Genomic DNA, 16,586 nt, shown 5'->3' on the forward strand with positions numbered 1-16,586 from the left:
TTCAAATAGCACAGTTTGGTCTACAAAATAAGTACAAAAAATGCCGCTATCAATAAGCGGCATTTTTAACACATTATTTAAAACATTAATTTACAACAGCAAATTAATTAGTCTTCTTGCACTGTTGCTTCGGCAGAACTAGAGTAAGTCGTACTTAGATCGTCACCCACAGCATAACTTTCGAAGTCCTCAGATAGCACTGCAGTATCGTTTGCATCAGCGATAACAATGTCATCAGCGAGTAACTCTTTTGCAGATTCTTTAGAAGAGCTACCTATACGGATTTGATACGTTTCTGTCGCTGTACCTGTATTGATTGCTTCATAAGGACCGTAGAAGGTTGTGCCACCATCAATTGAAAGTGAATAACCTGTTGCAGTCCATTCAAGCACTACATCAATATCGGTATCATTTGCATGTGTTAAGCCATCAATGATTTGCTGCGATTTTGCTGCATCACGATATTTAACACTACCATCATTACTAAAGATAATTTCGCCTGTTAGGTTACTTGAAGAGGCTGAGCCACCATAAATACTAATATAAGCGGTATTATCTTCGCTAACCTCTGGTGTTGCAGTAAAGCCAGCAATCGCCTGTAACTTAACGGTTGTTGAAATAGAGCCTTCAGCAAGTGGAGTCGTGGTTAAGCGTAACTCAGCGTCAGCGTCTAGTGATGTGTCGGCCATTCGGGCAACTTTATTTACACTACTTCCCGCTATGGTCTTAACGGTTGCTTCAGCAGAACTTGAATACATTGCACTTAAATCTTCACCTTCAGCATAAGTTTCGAAGTCTTCAGATAGCACTGCCATATCGCTCTCATCAGCAATGACGATATCATCAGCGAGTAATTCTTTTGCTGACTCTTTCGAAGAGCTACCAATACGAATTTGATACGTTTCGGTCGCTGTACCAGTATTGATTGCTTCATAAGGACCGTAGAACGTAGTACCACCATCAATTGAAAGTGAATAACCTGTTGCTGTCCAAGCAAGAACTACATCAATATCTGTATCATCAAAATAAGTTAAGCCATCAATGGTTTGTTGATCTTTATTTGAATCACGATACTTAACAGCACCGTCTTTAGCAAAGACAATTTCACCCGTTAAGTTACTTGAAGAGGCAGAACCACCATAGATACTGATGTAAGCGGTATTATCTTCAGAAACTTCTGGTGTAGCAGTGAAGCCAGAAATTGCTTGTAGCTTAATGGTTGTAGAAATAGAACCTTCAGCAAGTGGCTCAGTTGTTAAACGTAACTCAGCGTCAGCAGTTAATGATGTATCAGCCATTCTGGCAACATTGTTTGCTCCAGTATCAACAACAATTGTGCCTGTAATTGTGATTGCTAATTCAGCGGTAGTGCCATCAAAAGATTCAATAGTAAAGGTATCGATTTCACTTTCACCCACAACAAGTGCTGCAATAGTGGCATTAGCAGTATCAAGTGTGTACGTCCAAGAGCCATCTTCTAAAATTGCTAATGTACCGTATGTACCCATTAAGGTTGTCTGAACAATAAAAGCTTCGCCATCATCTGGGTCAAGTACACTTACAGCACCTGCTGCCGTTGCCTCATCACTTGCAATTCTTCCAGTTAAATCAAAGAATGCTGCTGGCGTAGGTTCTTCTGTGCCATCGCCTGCATCAAATACAGACACTTCAGCGTAAATAGCTAAGCTATATTTGCTGTCTGTACCATCTAAAGTTTCACCTGCATCATAGCCTTCAAAGTCATCTGAAAATATACTTGTAGTGCCAGCGGTATCAGAAAATACTTCAATGTTATCAGCATAGAAAGAACCGAAAGGAATCGTTCTATCATTATCACCGAATCTAAATTGGATAGCTTTAACACCATCAGCGAACCACTGGTCTAAGCCTGTATAATCAGAGTCAACAACTGCTGCAGTAGAGAATGAACCTCCACCAATCACTTCACCATCAATAGTCACGGTGATTTGATCTGCCTGATCTAAGTCCCATGTGATTTCTACATCATAAAACTGCTCTTCAACAAATGGGGCAGTGATTATATTGCCAGGGTAAGCGTCACTGTCAGTATTTCGAACAAAGAAACGAGGGTCAATTACAGTGCCGTCGGCTTGAACTTGAGTTCCTTGAATACGCAAATCTATAAGCGATTCACTAGAACTACCAGATGAGCCATAAAGCGTAATGTAGGCATCTTTAATATTTCCATCACTACCAAGCGCAACCTCTTTAGATATAGATGCAGTCAACTTACCTTGACGAAGGTTATCAACGCTAAATCTAATCTCACCCGTATCGCCACCTGTATCGCTTATTTTTACAACTTGAGTAAGCGAAGCAACACGAATATTAATTTCAGCAGTGGTACCATCAATAGAAGCGATAGTGATTGAATCACTTACAGACTCACCTAGTTCAAGGTTCGCTAAAGTATCATTTGCAGTGTTAACCGTGTAAGACCAGCTACCGTTGGCACTGATACTGAATGTACCATAATCAAGTGCCACATCAGTTTGAGCAACAAAAGCATCTTCTTCGAAGTTTGGATCGATAATGGTAAGTGAACCAGTTAATGGATCCGTAGCTGTATGTTGAACAGTACCGCCAAATTCACCTTCGATGATTGCTGCAACAGGGTCATTGTTATAACCAACAGCGGCTCCAATTCCGTCAAGTAACGCCTCATCAACAGAACTAGCAACTTGTGAAGTCGTTTGCAAATTAATTTGTGCTGTCTCAAGTGTAACTAAAGACTCTTCAGAAAAAGAACCATCAGCGACGTCACTAGCAAGATCTTGCATAACGGTAGATAAATCTGCGTCTGCGTTGTCTGCATCAACTTGTGATAGTAGCGCTAGCACAGAACCATATCTATCAGCATCTTCAGCACCATCAGCACCAAGTTCAACAGTACCAACTAAAGTAGGAAGCACTTCAGTTGTATCAAAACGAATACCAAAACGAGCATTAATTATTTCAGCTGCGTCAGCAAACTGGTTTAAATCACTACCCGCGTTTTGAACAGCCATTTCGGTTAAAGGAGAAACAACATAGGTAGGTGGTGGTAGTATGGTTTCCACACCCTCATCATCAGTCTCAATAATATTTTCAACTACATTCACTACAGATCTTAGTTGAGGAGCATCTAAGGTTAAACCTGTTGATTCGTCCGTATAAGTACCGCCAGTACACGTAATTAAACCCGCACCTTCGAAGTGTACATTGCTAAATGTAACGCCACCTGAAGTGTCAGAGGTTGCAGTGCCTTGCTCAGGAAGAACCGCAGCACCACTATCATCAACTTCAAATATGTCACAAGTTGCACCATCAATAGGTCCCTTAATAATGCTAGCAGAAACATCTAAGGTCGGGTTGATAGTGGGTGTAGATGCACCTACGCCTTCGGTAAAGCCTGCATCATCGGTATAATTAGCAGAAACAGAAATGACAGTGCCTTCGTCAGCTTCAGTAATGGTGTAAGATGTGCCGATTGTACCTGTTGACCAAACATAGGTAATGGTGTCTGCTTGAATTCCGTCAGCATCAGTAGCTGCTGCAGAGATTGTTTCGCCAGCGATAAAATTGCTTCCGGTTATTGCTATACTACCGCGAGTATTTCCATCTAGTTCAGCACCGTCATCACCGCCACAACCTAATAGGCCTGTCGCAATGATGAGCGATAAAAGAGATTTATTATTCATTTTTATGACTCCAAAAAGATTCTTTTCCAAATTTAGCTTGTTTTATTTAAGTACTAGACTTGGCTAGTACTTAAAGCTGACACCTGCGAACAGGCGAGGACCGTAATCACTTACTTGACCCAAGTTACCTTGGGTATAGAAGTCATCACTGCGAGGCTCACTGAACAAGTTAATTGCTGAAACTTTGACACGAACGTGTTTATTGATTTTATATGCAGCACGAGCTTCCCAAATACCTGCCTCATCAACATAACGCAGTCTTGTGCCGTTAGAAGTGTATGGTTGGAAGTATTCACTACGATACTTGTAGATAAGAGCAGTATCAAAACCGCCTATTTGGTAGTAAACCTGTCCATTGAATACATGCTCAGAAAATCCAGGTACTGAAGCAGGAGGAACAATACCTACGGTTTCCTGAGTAACAACACCATCTAAACCAGTCGTATAGGTATTACCGTAGTTACTGTCTTCAAACTCATAGGTTGTATCGGCGTAGTTATAACCAAGCTTCACACCAACGCCCAAATCCCAACGATACGAGAATGTCGCTTCGAAACCATAAAGGTCACTGTTTTCGTCAGTAGTGACTGAATTAGTAATAGGTAAAGAAACTTCCACACCGTCAACGATAAAATTCTCTAACTGTGTTTGCTGTTGGTAACCGCCATTGAATTGCTTATAGTAAACACCTAGCGCTATCATAGAGTCATCGCTTGGATACCATTCAAAAGCAGCGTCATAGTTCCATGACATTAATGGTTGAAGATCAGGGTTACCTGAACCATTAACACCAACCAACAAGTCTTCAACTGATTCAGGATCATCCGAGTCATCGGTTACGAATGTGCGGCTATAACTTAGATCAGATGGATCTGCACGTGACATACCTCGGTAAATACCGGCCCTTAGGAGAATATTGTCATCATAATCAACGACTAAGTTAAAGCTTGGTAGTACTTCAGTGTAATCACCACCACTTTCAATCTTTTCAATACTTCCGTTTGGTACTAATTCGACGATACCTGTCGCCGGATCAGTGACAACGTCGAAACCTTCACGAAAGCCAATAGAGGTAACGTCAGTATCCACTACACGAACACCAAAGTTACCACGAATATATTTACCAAACATTTCAGTGTCGTAATTAAGCATGGCGTAAGCAGAGGTAGTTTGTTCTGTTACGTCAATAGTACCCGCATTCTCGTATGTAACATCTGGGTATGCGAATTCGCCGCCTTGTGATGCTGCTACTGCTTGAGAGAAACACTCGTTATTGTAAGTTGCCCACGAAGCGCCTGTACCGCTTTCTACAACATTACCTGAACTGTCAACATGGGTGATAATATCACCGTCAGAAACACTGGATAAAAAATCAGTCTCAGGGAAGGCTATTTGGCAACCTTCAAGTACATCGATGGCCGATGTTGCAGATTCATCTAAATTATATGTCGTTCTTGAGCCATTACCGTTCGTGCCACCAAATTGAACAAATGTTAGCTCAGAAACGCGAACGCCAGCTTGAACGCTACTAAAAAAATCACTGTCTAGAATATAATCAACATCAAGGCGTGCACCCATAATTTCGTTGTCGCGGACATTTTCTCTGTCGATACGAGTACGAAGGCTATCAGTAAAATTGGAAATATCAGTCACATCAAAATCAGTCACTGTGAAATGAGGAATATATTCACCTAAATCCCAAGATAAGAAAGGACGAGAGCTCGTTCTTCCTCGGTTTGTTATTTGTAGTTCTTCACGGCTGGTTTTAGAATAGCCAAGGTCAAGACTAATCTTTAGATCATCAGAGAAAAAATGTTCAACGTTCAAGCCATATCCACGATATTTTTCTTCACGCGAAAATTGCTCGCCCGCAGACTCGATGCGTTCTTCACCTTCCCAATGTAGAATACCGCCAACATCGTTTGTGATCAGATTTTGTCCCGTTACACCCGGTGTAACGCGCTTTTGTAAGAAAATTAAATCATGACGCGCTTCTGCTTGGGTACGATCTGAAATTTGCGCGTCAAAATTGATATCCCATTTACTTGAGGGTTGGTATTGTAGAGCAAAGAATAAAGCGTCTCTTTCATCAGATGTTTCATTTTGACGGAAGCTTCGGCTTGAGCCAGTCCATGCGTATTCTCTACCATCATCTACTGCAAGACCTGTGTCTGGATCAATATCATTATTATAACCTTGGTTATTTGAGCCAACAATTTCATCTTCACAATCGCCCGCTGAGCTACGGAAAAAACCGGTATTGGTATCGGTTGGATCATTCAAACATGCCCACAAAGATGAACCCGTTGGGCTTGAGCTTCTATATTCAGCTTCTGGCTGACTAATATCTTGACGCTGCAAACCTACACTCAAACCAAATGCTTGACCGTTATCAAACTCAAATTGATCAACATAACTTAGTGTTCCACGGTAGCCCAAATCACCTTGAAGTGAATTGTCAACGTTTGCTTGGTCTGGGTTGTAGTTACCTTTTACTTCAGCCTGAAAACGTTGCTTACCAAAATCTAAAGGCTTAAGTGTTTCCAGGGTAATAACACCGGCAACCCCACCTTCAATCATGGAAGCGTCTTGTGTTTTATAAATAGCGACTTTCTGCATCAACTCTGATGGGAACTGAGAAAAGTTAACTGAACGGTCACCACTACCATTGGTCGCTTCACGGCCATTGATGTTAGTGGCACTTAAGAATGGACCTAAACCACGAATACTGATTTCAGTAGCACCACCATTTTCACGGTGAGATGATGCCCCCGTTAATGTTTCTAGCGCCTCACCAATTGAAAGTGCAGGTAAATCACCAATATCTGAAGCAGATAAACCGTCAACAACCGTAGTAGATTCACGCTTTATTGAAATTTGGTCTTGAATTGTTTTACGTGTACCAGTAACGACAACAACTTCTATATCATTATCAACTTTATCTAGATTTTCAGTTTCGGCTTCTTGTGCTATTGCCGAAAATGCAAAAGAACTGGTTACAGAAGTAAATGCAGCAAGCTTCATCCATTTTGCTATAGGTGAAAGGTTGAACTTCCCTATTTTATGGATGGGTTTTGTTTTTTTACTTAACTTCGTCGACATACCGTACTTCCCCTTAGTATTTTAATAAGCATGTTAATGCCATTTATTGGTATATTTATTTTTGCAAGCAGGTTACTGCCTTTTACTTCTTATATTTATTATTGCAAGCAGGTAACTGCCTTAAATTCTTATATTTATTATTGCAAGCAGGTTACTGCCATTAAATTCTTATATTTATTATTGCAAGCAGGTTACTGCCATTAAATTCTTATATTTATTATTGCAAGCAGGTGGCTGCCTTAAATTCTTATATTTAAATTAGCGCTATATTAATTTCAACAGACGAAACCCAAACAAAAGTTCTAACCTATTAATTTAAATAAAAATATAACCAATAGTTGTAGTTACGAGTTACGAATTTTAAATTGATGTATTAACTGCGCTAAAATTTATACCCTTTATGCGTGTTATGGATATGATAGAAAGTAGCTTGCACATAATCACCATCAGCGCCGCCATTGTTTTGGTTATAAACACCCGCTTTAAAATACATATACTGGTTACTAGCACTGTAACCACTATCTTTCATATCAAAGTACTTAGTAATATTAGGCTTACCTTCCCTGATTATAGTGACGAACAACACTTCATCTTCGACGGAAATTTTATAAGAGAACTTTTCGTTTAAGGCGATGCCGTCATCAGGATCTGACAAAGTATGTGAACGTGAGCCAATCATATTTATCCAAATATCATCACCATCATTTATTTCATGGGCAAAATAAATAGACCCTTTCGAGTTGCCAGGTAATTTTCGGTAATATAAACGGATGGGTTCGTCATCCGTCGCGTGAATTTGGCCGATGATCACGCGTCCGACCTTTTTTCATCACCAGTGGTAGATACTCGGTTTATTGCCAAAGTCCCTTCCAAACTGCCTTCAACTCCCCCAGACTTAGCTTTCGCCGAACCATGCGCATTGCTGAAAACCCAGTTATTTTTAGTCAAGCCACGCGTTTTTATTCGACTATTACCTCTACGTAGCATTTCGCGTAGTTCGGTTCTCGCATATTTTGTATTTTTTGAGGTCTTGGCACCTACGTTTGGGCAAGCGAATACCAAGCCACCATCATCTGCTGTATAAAAAAATGGCTTTAAGTTAAAGCCTTTACTTAATGATTTCTCATAGACGGTATCAGCTTTTTTATCTTCGTTGAGATCGGTTGGCAACGTTAATGACCAATCGAGTAAGTCAAAATTTTCACCTGGCTTTTTAAGCGGATCGAGTTTTGACAAATCCCCCAGTAAAACACCTTCAGCAAGACTAGTGTGTGACTTAGAAATAAGCGTATTCCCCTCAATTTCCTGAGCATTGAGTGATGCGCTAAAAACAGCTAAAGCAAAAACTAGCGCAGCAAAAACGTCACACATTTTCCTTTGAAAATGTCGGTAAGATTTATATGTGTTGATATTGGAATCCTTGATAATTTACGATCTCTTTGTTGAATATGTTCGTGTATTGTTCTGCTTAACTATTTTCAACGCTTTCTTAGAATACCTATATGCGCAGCATGTAGTGGCGCACCTACACATGAACTTAACTAACCCCGAAAAACGTAATAAAAATAGGTAAGACTTTGCTTCTAATTAACACCAAAAATTATCTAATTTCGTAGTAAAAAGAAGCAGAACTCTTTGTTGTATATGATCAAAGAGCTATGATTAATTGCAATGCATAGAATCATAGACAACTTACCTAACACAGCTACACCCTTAACAACTTGTTTACATCTATAACTTTGCGTTAAACAAAATATAACCACCACAACATATCCTTGTCAACCAAAATAGTAGCCAAAGCATTACCAAAAAACTAAATTGGTAGTAACTAGAACATAAAAAAAGACTAACGCATTGGCTTGACACATTTTTCATTTAACAAAAAGAAATCTTATAAACAATAACTTACGCAAAAATCGAGCGGTTGTTGTAGAATAGTTTTTATATTCACTACCAATGGATATGACAACATGACCAAGTAACATAACAAACTTAATTAGCGGTCAGATCGCATTACCAACCCACAAGAAGAGCTATTACCAATCTGCAAGAGCTGTTATTACCAATTCTAATGCAAGCGTTACCAATAGATGATGTGATGAGATTACATTTCAGAACTAATAAGCAGATAATAAGCTGTACGATAATTCGTATGGATTGTGATTTATCATTAATGATCTTGTTGAACGAAACTACGCTGTCAGGCGCATTAGTGCCTATTTCGAGGCTATGCTGCTAAGCTACGGCAACGCATACGCTTGATGTTAGCGGTGGCTGGAACTGTATTTGAGCCACACGAAAAAGCCACCAGGACTCAGGCAGTACGACCTTGCCCTTGCTGCCAACAACCGATGACATTTAAGGGGTGCTGGCAACAAAGTAATGGGGATGAGCTAACGCGACCGACAAGCTCAATGAAGTAAAATCAAACGCGGCCTAACGCCACTGTTTAAGCGAAGGATGACAAGTCCAACACAGAGAATGCAAAGTAATAGAAATATAAGAAGGTGATAAGTTATTGATATTTTGAACAAATGAATTGACTGACAAAGCTAAGGGATCGCAATGGCCAATAAAACAACAAGGCTTCTTCTCGCTCACCTTAAAAGCGTAAAATCTTACGTCGATATTTACACTATAAAGGTATCACTCGGGCTTGCTCAAAACTTGGGATAAGGACGCGGCTACGCGCGGCCTATCCTTCATTAGTTAAATGACTGACTTAAATACACCGAAATACTCCGATTTTTCCCCTGATTGAATTCTAATAATGTAGTGCGATTCATCAGAGTCCGTATACCAAGTAAAAACTTGACCATTATGGTTTATAGAGCACTTTATTGGATAGTCGTGATCGGTGAGTTTTGGTAGCTTCCCATGCCCACCCGGCTTACCCAAGCTTTTGTTTGAAAGCTTGTCTTTGAGCTGCTTTACTTTTTCAGTGGAGCACTCTTCAGCTAAAACTGATACAGGTAAAAGTAGGGTTAATAATAGTGCTATATTCTTCATTGCATTTAACGCCCCAATAACCGGTACAAAATACTTGGCTATACTTTTGCGAGGAACGAGCACAAGCCAAGCTTTTTGTATCCGTTCTTGATTGCTTTGTTATAACTTATAGTAGCGATTCTATGTCACAAGCCACTATAAAAGTAAAACAGATGGCAAGTACTACAGCACCTAAATACACTTTAAACTCAGATTTAGACAAAGTTAAAACCAATGGATTATCCAATGGCGTTTCGTCATTTACCATTTCGGACATTGCAGCAAAAACCCATTGAACAGCGCAGAAATAAAAAGAAAAAAACAATGGAATTATTAACCCAGCAAAATTTAATGAGCTAATGAAACTAGGAATAACCATTCCAGCTAAAGTGCCTGATGCTACAGCTGAGAAGGTAAAACCTATATATGCAACTGACGTTGTAAGCCATTTCAACAGCGCATGTAAAGAAGAAAATTGATTAGTGAAGCAAGTAAGACCAACTAATGTTAAACCTACAGCTAATGAAATATGTATACCTTTAAGTTGTAAAAACTCTTCAATGGCATCCATAAATACAGAATCTATATAACTATTAGAGCTAAAGCAGATAACTAACCCGAAACATAAACTACAAATTGCTGGTATCAGTGAAAACTCAAATGAGCGTGGAAAGAAATTACTACTATTGATATTAGCGAAAGAATGTTGAGAGAAAAATGTTTTTATTTTTTGAATCATACACATAGTTTTATATAAGTTATTATAAACAAGCCACCCATTATCAATCAATAACATAGCGGCCTTTTGGTATGCTATCAAGTGAACTCACCTGTTTGAGTAGTCGTTGGTTTGGGGAGTCTATTGATTTAGCAAGATTTGTTGCTATTTCGGCGTATTCAGCTGATATTGTCCGAATTTAATTCGGCACCAAGCTGTCCATGTTGGAATACTGGAAGATTGATTAGATTAAGCGATTTGCTTTGTTGCTACCGCTGTTGATTTCAGTTCAGAAAGAACCTATTTAGTAGCATTCCCATTTAATGAAAATACTGGCAGCTTGTGGCGAAGTGCCGTCGTCGCTTTTGTAAATGCTCACAGTATTGTGTTAGCTCTTGCAGTGAACCTACTGGGCCATGAAATAGCTGCCCAAACTCGGTAGCAAGTTTTAACCAGTTGACCTGATTGATGTTTAGTCGATTGAGTATTTTTGAGCTGCTGGCCTTGATAGCACCGCGTTTATCATCACGAATAACCCGTCCTGTATCATCAACTAATTCAAGATAATCCTTTAATGAAAACGCAATGCCTTTGGGTTGATTAGCACGTTCATTACCAATAAATGGCAGTAAGGCTTTAGGCTGTTCGCCTTTTAACGCGGCTTTTGTGCGTTGCTGAATACTGGTGTAGTCTGATTGCTCTGGTGTGGCTGCCATATTGGCACGTATGGGGTTTAAGTCCACATACGCCATACAGGCTAATACTGCAGCTTCATCTAATAAGGCTTGAGATTTAAACCTGCCCTCCCAGAAACGACCTGAACAATTATCTTCTTGATTCGCTTGTCTGGCAATAGGCTCATTTAAGCAGCGCATAAACCAAGAGATATCACATAATCGACTTCTATATATGGCAATGGTGTGTTTTAACCTTACAACTTCATGGGACTCAATCAACTGACCTTTAGCAAATTTATGGGTTAACACATCGCCTTTAAATAACTTATGCCATTGAATTACTACATCGCGGTCACTCCAATGATTTACCATTTCAATATCAATGTGTAACACCACATGCAGATGATTAGACATCACCGCATAAGCTGCTACATCAATGGCAAACACATCCGTCAGTTCAAGAATGAGTGATTCAATCCATCCACGTCTGTGGTCATAATTGTTACCAGTGTATTTATCATCACCACATAAGAAGGCGCGGCGAACCACGCGGCTACAGCAATGATAGTAAGGGGTGTCTTCAAGACTAATTTGGTTTCTACGAGGGTTCGGCATCATAACCTCCTTGTTTAATGCTCAAATCAAGCTTAGTAGGAAGTCACGATTGATGCCATTAACTATGGGTGTCTATGTATTTAGTGTCTATGTATTTAATGTATTTTAAAACTAAGGCCAAAAAGCCTTCGGTGAGCAGAGTATTATCTTGACTCACCGGGAGCGTCCATATATGGCCATGGTATTGGTATTGGTATTGGTATTCTCATTGCGGGTAAAAATAAATAATAATTTGGCAACTTATGATTATACAAATAATTCCAATAGAAAAAATTAACCATGAACTACACTTGTTATAATTAAGTGAGTTACTTTTATCGATATCATCGTATATTGAATAAAAACGTTCTAACAAAGTATTTGTAAGTACTCCTAACAAAGCTATGAAAATTATTAATAAACTCAAATTTCCAAATATTACTCCAATCAGAACTGCTAGAGGCGATAAGATAGCTGATAGCATAAGTATGAAGTCTACTTTCACAAACATCATAGTTCCCCGCCCCCAAGATAGGGATTTTTTCCTATAGCTATTAATTAGGTAACTTTTAATTAAATCAATCACACTCATACTTTCCATTAGAAGTTGTTCGGAAATAAAGTCCACGGATTAACATTAGAAGGAGGGGCTAAGCGCTGCCAATCATTGTGTTTATTATATCTTTGATTAACGCCATCAACGATATCACGTTTCATCTGAATTAACCCTGGAGCATTTTGGTAGCCTTGTTTATTTGATCTATACCAAATATCTGTATAACCATAAATAGAAGCCGCTGCAAGCCCGGACAACGATGATGCACCAACCCTTAATGCAGCAAAGTCAGAAATGATTTTACCAGTAAACTCCGATCCAGAAATAGAGCCTTTAGAATAATGCATCAAGTTTTGAGTAAATGAAAAGCCCAAGCCTGCGCCACCTGCAATGACTGCTATTTTTTGACCCAAAGCCCCGAAAGTACTTAGCGAATAAGAACCTGCAGTTTGAGAAGAACCTCTAATGATAGCCCATTCATTCATGGTAACCCCTGTTGCAAATAGGGCTGTTGTAGCCCCCTTAGTTGATACCAGGGAGCTGATTATAAACAAGCCACCCATTATCAATCAATAACATAGCGGCCTTTTGGTATGCTATCAAGTGAACTCACCTGTTTGAGTAGTCGTTGGTTTGGGGAGTCTATTGATTTAGCAAGATTTGTTGCTATTTCGGCGTATTCAGCTGATATTGTCCGAATTTAATTCGGCACCAAGCTGTCCATGTTGGAATACTGGAAGATTGATTAGATTAAGCGATTTGCTTTGTTGCTACCGCTGTTGATTTCAGTTCAGAAAGAACCTATTTAGTAGCATTCCCATTTAATGAAAATACTGGCAGCTTGTGGCGAAGTGCCGTCGTCGCTTTTGTAAATGCTCACAGTATTGTGTTAGCTCTTGCAGTGAACCTACTGGGCCATGAAATAGCTGCCCAAACTCGGTAGCAAGTTTTAACCAGTTGACCTGATTGATGTTTAGTCGATTGAGTATTTTTGAGCTGCTGGCCTTGATAGCACCGCGTTTATCATCACGAATAACCCGTCCTGTATCATCAACTAATTCAAGATAATCCTTTAATGAAAACGCAATGCCTTTGGGTTGATTAGCACGTTCATTACCAATAAATGGCAGTAAGGCTTTAGGCTGTTCGCCTTTTAACGCGGCTTTTGTGCGTTGCTGAATACTGGTGTAGTCTGATTGCTCTGGTGTGGCTGCCATGTTGGCACGTATGGGGTTTAAGTCCACATACGCCATACAGGCTAATACTGCAGCTTCATCTAATAAGGCTTGAGATTTAAACCTGCCCTCCCAGAAACGACCTGAACAATTATCTTCTTGATTCGCTTGTCTGGCAATAGGCTCATTTAAGCAGCGCATAAACCAAGAGATATCACATAATCGACTTCTATATATGGCAATGGTGTGTTTTAACCTTACAACTTCATGGGACTCAATCAACTGACCTTTAGCAAATTTATGGGTTAACACATCGCCTTTAAATAACTTATGCCATTGAATTACTACATCGCGGTCACTCCAATGATTTACCATTTCAATATCAATGTGTAACACCACATGCAGATGATTAGACATCACCGCATAAGCTGCTACATCAATGGCAAACACATCCGTCAGTTCAAGAATGAGTGATTCAATCCATCCACGTCTGTGGTCATAGTTGTTACCTGTGTATTTATCATCACCACATAAGAAGGCGCGGCGAACCACGCGGCTACAGCAATGATAGTAAGGGGTGTCTTCAAGACTAATTTGGTTTCTACGAGGGCGCGGCATCATAACCTCCTTGTTTAATGCTCAAATCAAGCTTAGTAGGAAGTCACGATTGATGCCATTAACTATGGGTGTCTATGTATTTCTTAACTATGGGTGTCTATGTATTTGCTTGATTACCACCTGAAGGCGCCTGACTTTGATTGGTACAACAGTATCACCTACCGCCAGTCCAATTTTAACCTACTCATTTTCCCAACATCATCAATCCGTTAGTAATGATTTCACAGTTGCCCATCATCAACAAAAGTTGACCCCATGATGCGTTTATCTTGGTTAGTATTATCAAGATTCGAAAGTCTACGCCCCATCATCAAGGCATTAGTAGCAATTTAAAACCGTCTAATGCTTGCTGATAGGGAGTTGGATAGTTGAAGTGGTGGAGATTGAAGGTTATTAGTATTGTTGAAAAACCCAGTTAGTTAAACTGGGTTTTCAGTCAAGCTTTATACACTCATATCACTCCGCTCTAGCATACACCAAGTGCTTTAGTTTTTTTAGGGACTCAAAGTTCTCAGCACTAACAATAAACTGAACATCACTTTCATTGAGTCCAACAAAGTCTCCACAAACCTCTCCTGCCGCAGAGTACAATAAATCTAATTCATCTTCAGTTGGCTCAGAGTCAACATACGCCAGCATTTTCAAAGAATCATCTGCGTGCATTTCAATAAAAATCAACCTTATATTCGGTGTAACACTAAATAAAAGTGCTCTTTGTACTGATAATAACAACTCGATTTGATTAACATTCATTCTATTCATAGTGCCTTATTAGGATTCACCGGGACGATTTTAGGTGATTTCAGTGACTGAATCATAAAAACATTTGTAGCCTTATTTACATCGGGTAAACCGTTAGGGTTTCCAATATTAATATACCTACCAGACACACTTTCAATCCGTATAGTAACCGTACTTTGCTTTATGTTCTCGCTTATTAGCTTATAGTTGCCCGAATTAAAATTATCTAACACTTTCTGAGCATCATCTAACGAATTAAGGTAGCTTTTGTTTGCTGGAGCAGTTCCTGCAATATGCCTCATTTGCTTCTGCTTACTGACAGTGCTTGCGTATTGCAGCGTACTAACCGCATCATCACTAGTTCTCAGTATCTTGAGTCCCGCCTCACCAGCATCAGCAAGCTTGTCAGCCTTGGTTATTGTTAAGGCCTTGGGGAGGATAGGGACTAGAATTTCAATTCCCATAGCCGTTATATACAAGGGTAGCAACTCGGCATCAGTTCCTTGGCGGTGACCACTAACATCAGCACCGTGACACGACATCTTACATTCACTTTCTGGGCTGTAGCCCCCACCACTTACATTGGTACCACTACTCCCCCCACCTTGCTGCGCAATACTACCTTGCCCACCTATCTTATCAAATTGTAAATTTACTTGCTGGCTTGGTTGTGATTGAAGTGCTCCATTAGCTATACCTTGACTTGCATTGTTTAATCCTGCTGAAACTTTATTAGTCATAGCCATGCGTTCGCCACCATTACCTCCATGGCTTATATCTGTGCTTTCACAGGTTGACTCTATTCTGGAAGCGGCACAACCCACATACCCCGTCGGATCCGTCCCAACCAGCGGGTTATTCATAATATACGATTATGGATTGACACTCTGGGTCGATGTCGGGCTCTGAATAAACGGATCCACTGACATAAAGCGGCCCATGTTGTAACCATACACCCAAACATAAAAAAACCTTTTCTCATATTATGAAAAAAGGTTTTAACTCTCATCTCTAAACTTGAACCTAATTAGCTCTTATTCGTGTCCCCAAGGCGTTGGCGGTAATGCCACAGGCTTGGTTAAATCAAAGTCGACTCTAAAGTCGCGGTTTTCACGCGTTAAACGATAGGTGAATGTGGTTGGCTCAATATACATGTGCCACACGTTAGTTACTGACGCCGTTAAACCGTTTTCATTAAAGTTATCAATCGACTCTTGGTCAACTGGGAATGACTGCTGAGTCGCACTGCCCATATCAGCAGTATCGCCGCCATACATAGTGACTTTATCTTCAGTACCATCTTCATGACGATGATCATGCTTGAGACGCAAGCCTGTTTCAGTTTTGGTAATCACCCAAGTACGTGAATGGTCATCACCTACATGGAAAGGTATTTTAAGTTCGGTATCGCTGCACTCACGTACGTGCATGATTAACGCTTTATTACTAAAAGCAGAGTCAGCTTCATTACCAGCTGTCACTTCACCGGCAAACGCTTTACCGCAGTAAGCGGCGATTGCATCAAAATATTGATGTTGTGGGTTGTCTTTAGGGGCATGTGCCATTGCAATAGCAGGCGCCATGCTGCTGATTACACCAGCGATCAATATTTTTTTCATTATTATTCCTTTTAGTATCGATCTCGTTATTTTTATTCACACATCACACTAACAGTGATTGTTTAATTAAACCTGAAAAAAAACCGTCTATAAAGAC

The 16,586-nt window shown here is 39.9% G+C and carries 12 protein-coding genes and 1 pseudogene; 1 reads left to right on the forward strand and 12 read right to left on the reverse strand.

The features are described 5' to 3' along the window. Window positions 1-107: 107 nt before the first annotated feature. The 4 genes from ACGEDC_RS06535 to ACGEDC_RS06550 all read right to left on the reverse strand — a co-directional run bounded on the left by ACGEDC_RS06535 (window position 108) and on the right by ACGEDC_RS06550 (window position 8,174). Window positions 108-3,701, reverse strand: a complete 3,594-nt coding sequence (locus ACGEDC_RS06535; protein ID WP_394497230.1) for a VCBS domain-containing protein — start codon at window positions 3,699-3,701, stop codon at window positions 108-110. A 63-nt stretch (window positions 3,702-3,764) separates the two neighbouring features. Further along, window positions 3,765-6,803, reverse strand: coding sequence for a TonB-dependent receptor (locus ACGEDC_RS06540; protein ID WP_394497232.1), 3,039 nt, complete (start codon window positions 6,801-6,803; stop codon window positions 3,765-3,767). Window positions 6,804-7,185: 382 nt separating this feature from the next. Continuing rightward, entirely contained in the window at window positions 7,186-7,614 is a 429-nt protein-coding gene (locus tag ACGEDC_RS06545) for a polysaccharide lyase family 7 protein (RefSeq protein ID WP_394497234.1), read from the reverse strand. Continuing rightward, complete coding sequence (locus ACGEDC_RS06550; RefSeq protein WP_394497236.1) at window positions 7,611-8,174, reverse strand: polysaccharide lyase family 7 protein; 564 nt, start codon at window positions 8,172-8,174, stop codon at window positions 7,611-7,613. The genes ACGEDC_RS06545 and ACGEDC_RS06550 overlap by 4 nt, the downstream gene beginning before the upstream one ends. Window positions 8,175-9,019: 845 nt before the next feature. On the opposite strand from ACGEDC_RS06550, the pseudogene ACGEDC_RS06555 reads away from it, so the two are divergent. Beyond that, window positions 9,020-9,226, forward strand: a pseudogene (locus ACGEDC_RS06555) (IS91 family transposase); the annotation flags it as partial. 286 nt (window positions 9,227-9,512) lie between these two features. Here ACGEDC_RS06555 and ACGEDC_RS06560 read toward each other — a convergent pair. The 8 genes from ACGEDC_RS06560 to ACGEDC_RS06595 form a co-directional block, all read right to left on the reverse strand. After that, complete coding sequence (locus ACGEDC_RS06560; RefSeq protein WP_394497238.1) at window positions 9,513-9,875, reverse strand: hypothetical protein; 363 nt, start codon at window positions 9,873-9,875, stop codon at window positions 9,513-9,515. A gap of 43 nt (window positions 9,876-9,918) precedes the next feature. After that, window positions 9,919-10,611, reverse strand: coding sequence for a hypothetical protein (locus ACGEDC_RS06565; RefSeq protein WP_394497240.1), 693 nt, complete (start codon window positions 10,609-10,611; stop codon window positions 9,919-9,921). 218 nt (window positions 10,612-10,829) lie between these two features. Further along, window positions 10,830-11,801 carry a transposase gene (locus ACGEDC_RS06570; protein WP_394498272.1) on the reverse strand — a complete coding sequence of 324 codons (972 nt, stop codon included), beginning with the start codon at window positions 11,799-11,801 and terminating at the stop codon, window positions 10,830-10,832. A gap of 579 nt (window positions 11,802-12,380) precedes the next feature. After that, window positions 12,381-12,821: a hypothetical protein gene (locus ACGEDC_RS06575; RefSeq protein WP_394497242.1), complete on the reverse strand. Its 441-nt coding sequence runs from the start codon at window positions 12,819-12,821 to the stop codon at window positions 12,381-12,383. 336 nt (window positions 12,822-13,157) lie between these two features. After that, window positions 13,158-14,129: a transposase gene (locus tag ACGEDC_RS06580; RefSeq protein ID WP_394498274.1), complete on the reverse strand. Its 972-nt coding sequence runs from the start codon at window positions 14,127-14,129 to the stop codon at window positions 13,158-13,160. A 456-nt stretch (window positions 14,130-14,585) separates the two neighbouring features. Beyond that, window positions 14,586-14,882: a hypothetical protein gene (locus tag ACGEDC_RS06585; RefSeq protein WP_065110338.1), complete on the reverse strand. Its 297-nt coding sequence runs from the start codon at window positions 14,880-14,882 to the stop codon at window positions 14,586-14,588. Window positions 14,883-14,887: 5 nt separating this feature from the next. After that, window positions 14,888-15,616, reverse strand: a complete 729-nt coding sequence (locus ACGEDC_RS06590; protein ID WP_394497245.1) for a polymorphic toxin type 50 domain-containing protein — start codon at window positions 15,614-15,616, stop codon at window positions 14,888-14,890. Window positions 15,617-15,904: 288 nt separating this feature from the next. Next, window positions 15,905-16,453, reverse strand: a complete 549-nt coding sequence (locus ACGEDC_RS06595; protein WP_240433843.1) for a hypothetical protein — start codon at window positions 16,451-16,453, stop codon at window positions 15,905-15,907. Between the last annotated feature and the right edge of the window lie 133 nt (window positions 16,454-16,586).

The organism is Shewanella sp. ENK2, from assembly GCF_043568515.1.
Lineage (GTDB): Bacteria > Pseudomonadota > Gammaproteobacteria > Enterobacterales > Shewanellaceae > Shewanella > Shewanella japonica.

Bases quoted from the DNA above. Each gene is read 5' to 3' on its own strand.
- ACGEDC_RS06540 (WP_394497232.1), bottom strand. From the start codon at position 6,803: ATGTCGACGAAGTTAAGTAAAAAAACAAAACCCATCCATAAAATAGGG.
- ACGEDC_RS06590 (WP_394497245.1), bottom strand. From the start codon at position 15,616: ATGGCTATGACTAATAAAGTTTCAGCAGGATTAAACAATGCAAGTCAA.
- ACGEDC_RS06535 (WP_394497230.1), bottom strand. From the start codon at position 3,701: ATGAATAATAAATCTCTTTTATCGCTCATCATTGCGACAGGCCTATTA.
- ACGEDC_RS06575 (WP_394497242.1), bottom strand. From the start codon at position 12,821: ATGAATGAATGGGCTATCATTAGAGGTTCTTCTCAAACTGCAGGTTCT.
- ACGEDC_RS06550 (WP_394497236.1), bottom strand. From the start codon at position 8,174: ATGTGTGACGTTTTTGCTGCGCTAGTTTTTGCTTTAGCTGTTTTTAGC.
- ACGEDC_RS06570 (WP_394498272.1), bottom strand. From the start codon at position 11,801: ATGCCGAACCCTCGTAGAAACCAAATTAGTCTTGAAGACACCCCTTAC.
- ACGEDC_RS06585 (WP_065110338.1), bottom strand. From the start codon at position 14,882: ATGAATGTTAATCAAATCGAGTTGTTATTATCAGTACAAAGAGCACTT.
- ACGEDC_RS06580 (WP_394498274.1), bottom strand. From the start codon at position 14,129: ATGCCGCGCCCTCGTAGAAACCAAATTAGTCTTGAAGACACCCCTTAC.
- ACGEDC_RS06595 (WP_240433843.1), bottom strand. From the start codon at position 16,453: ATGGCGCCTGCTATTGCAATGGCACATGCCCCTAAAGACAACCCACAA.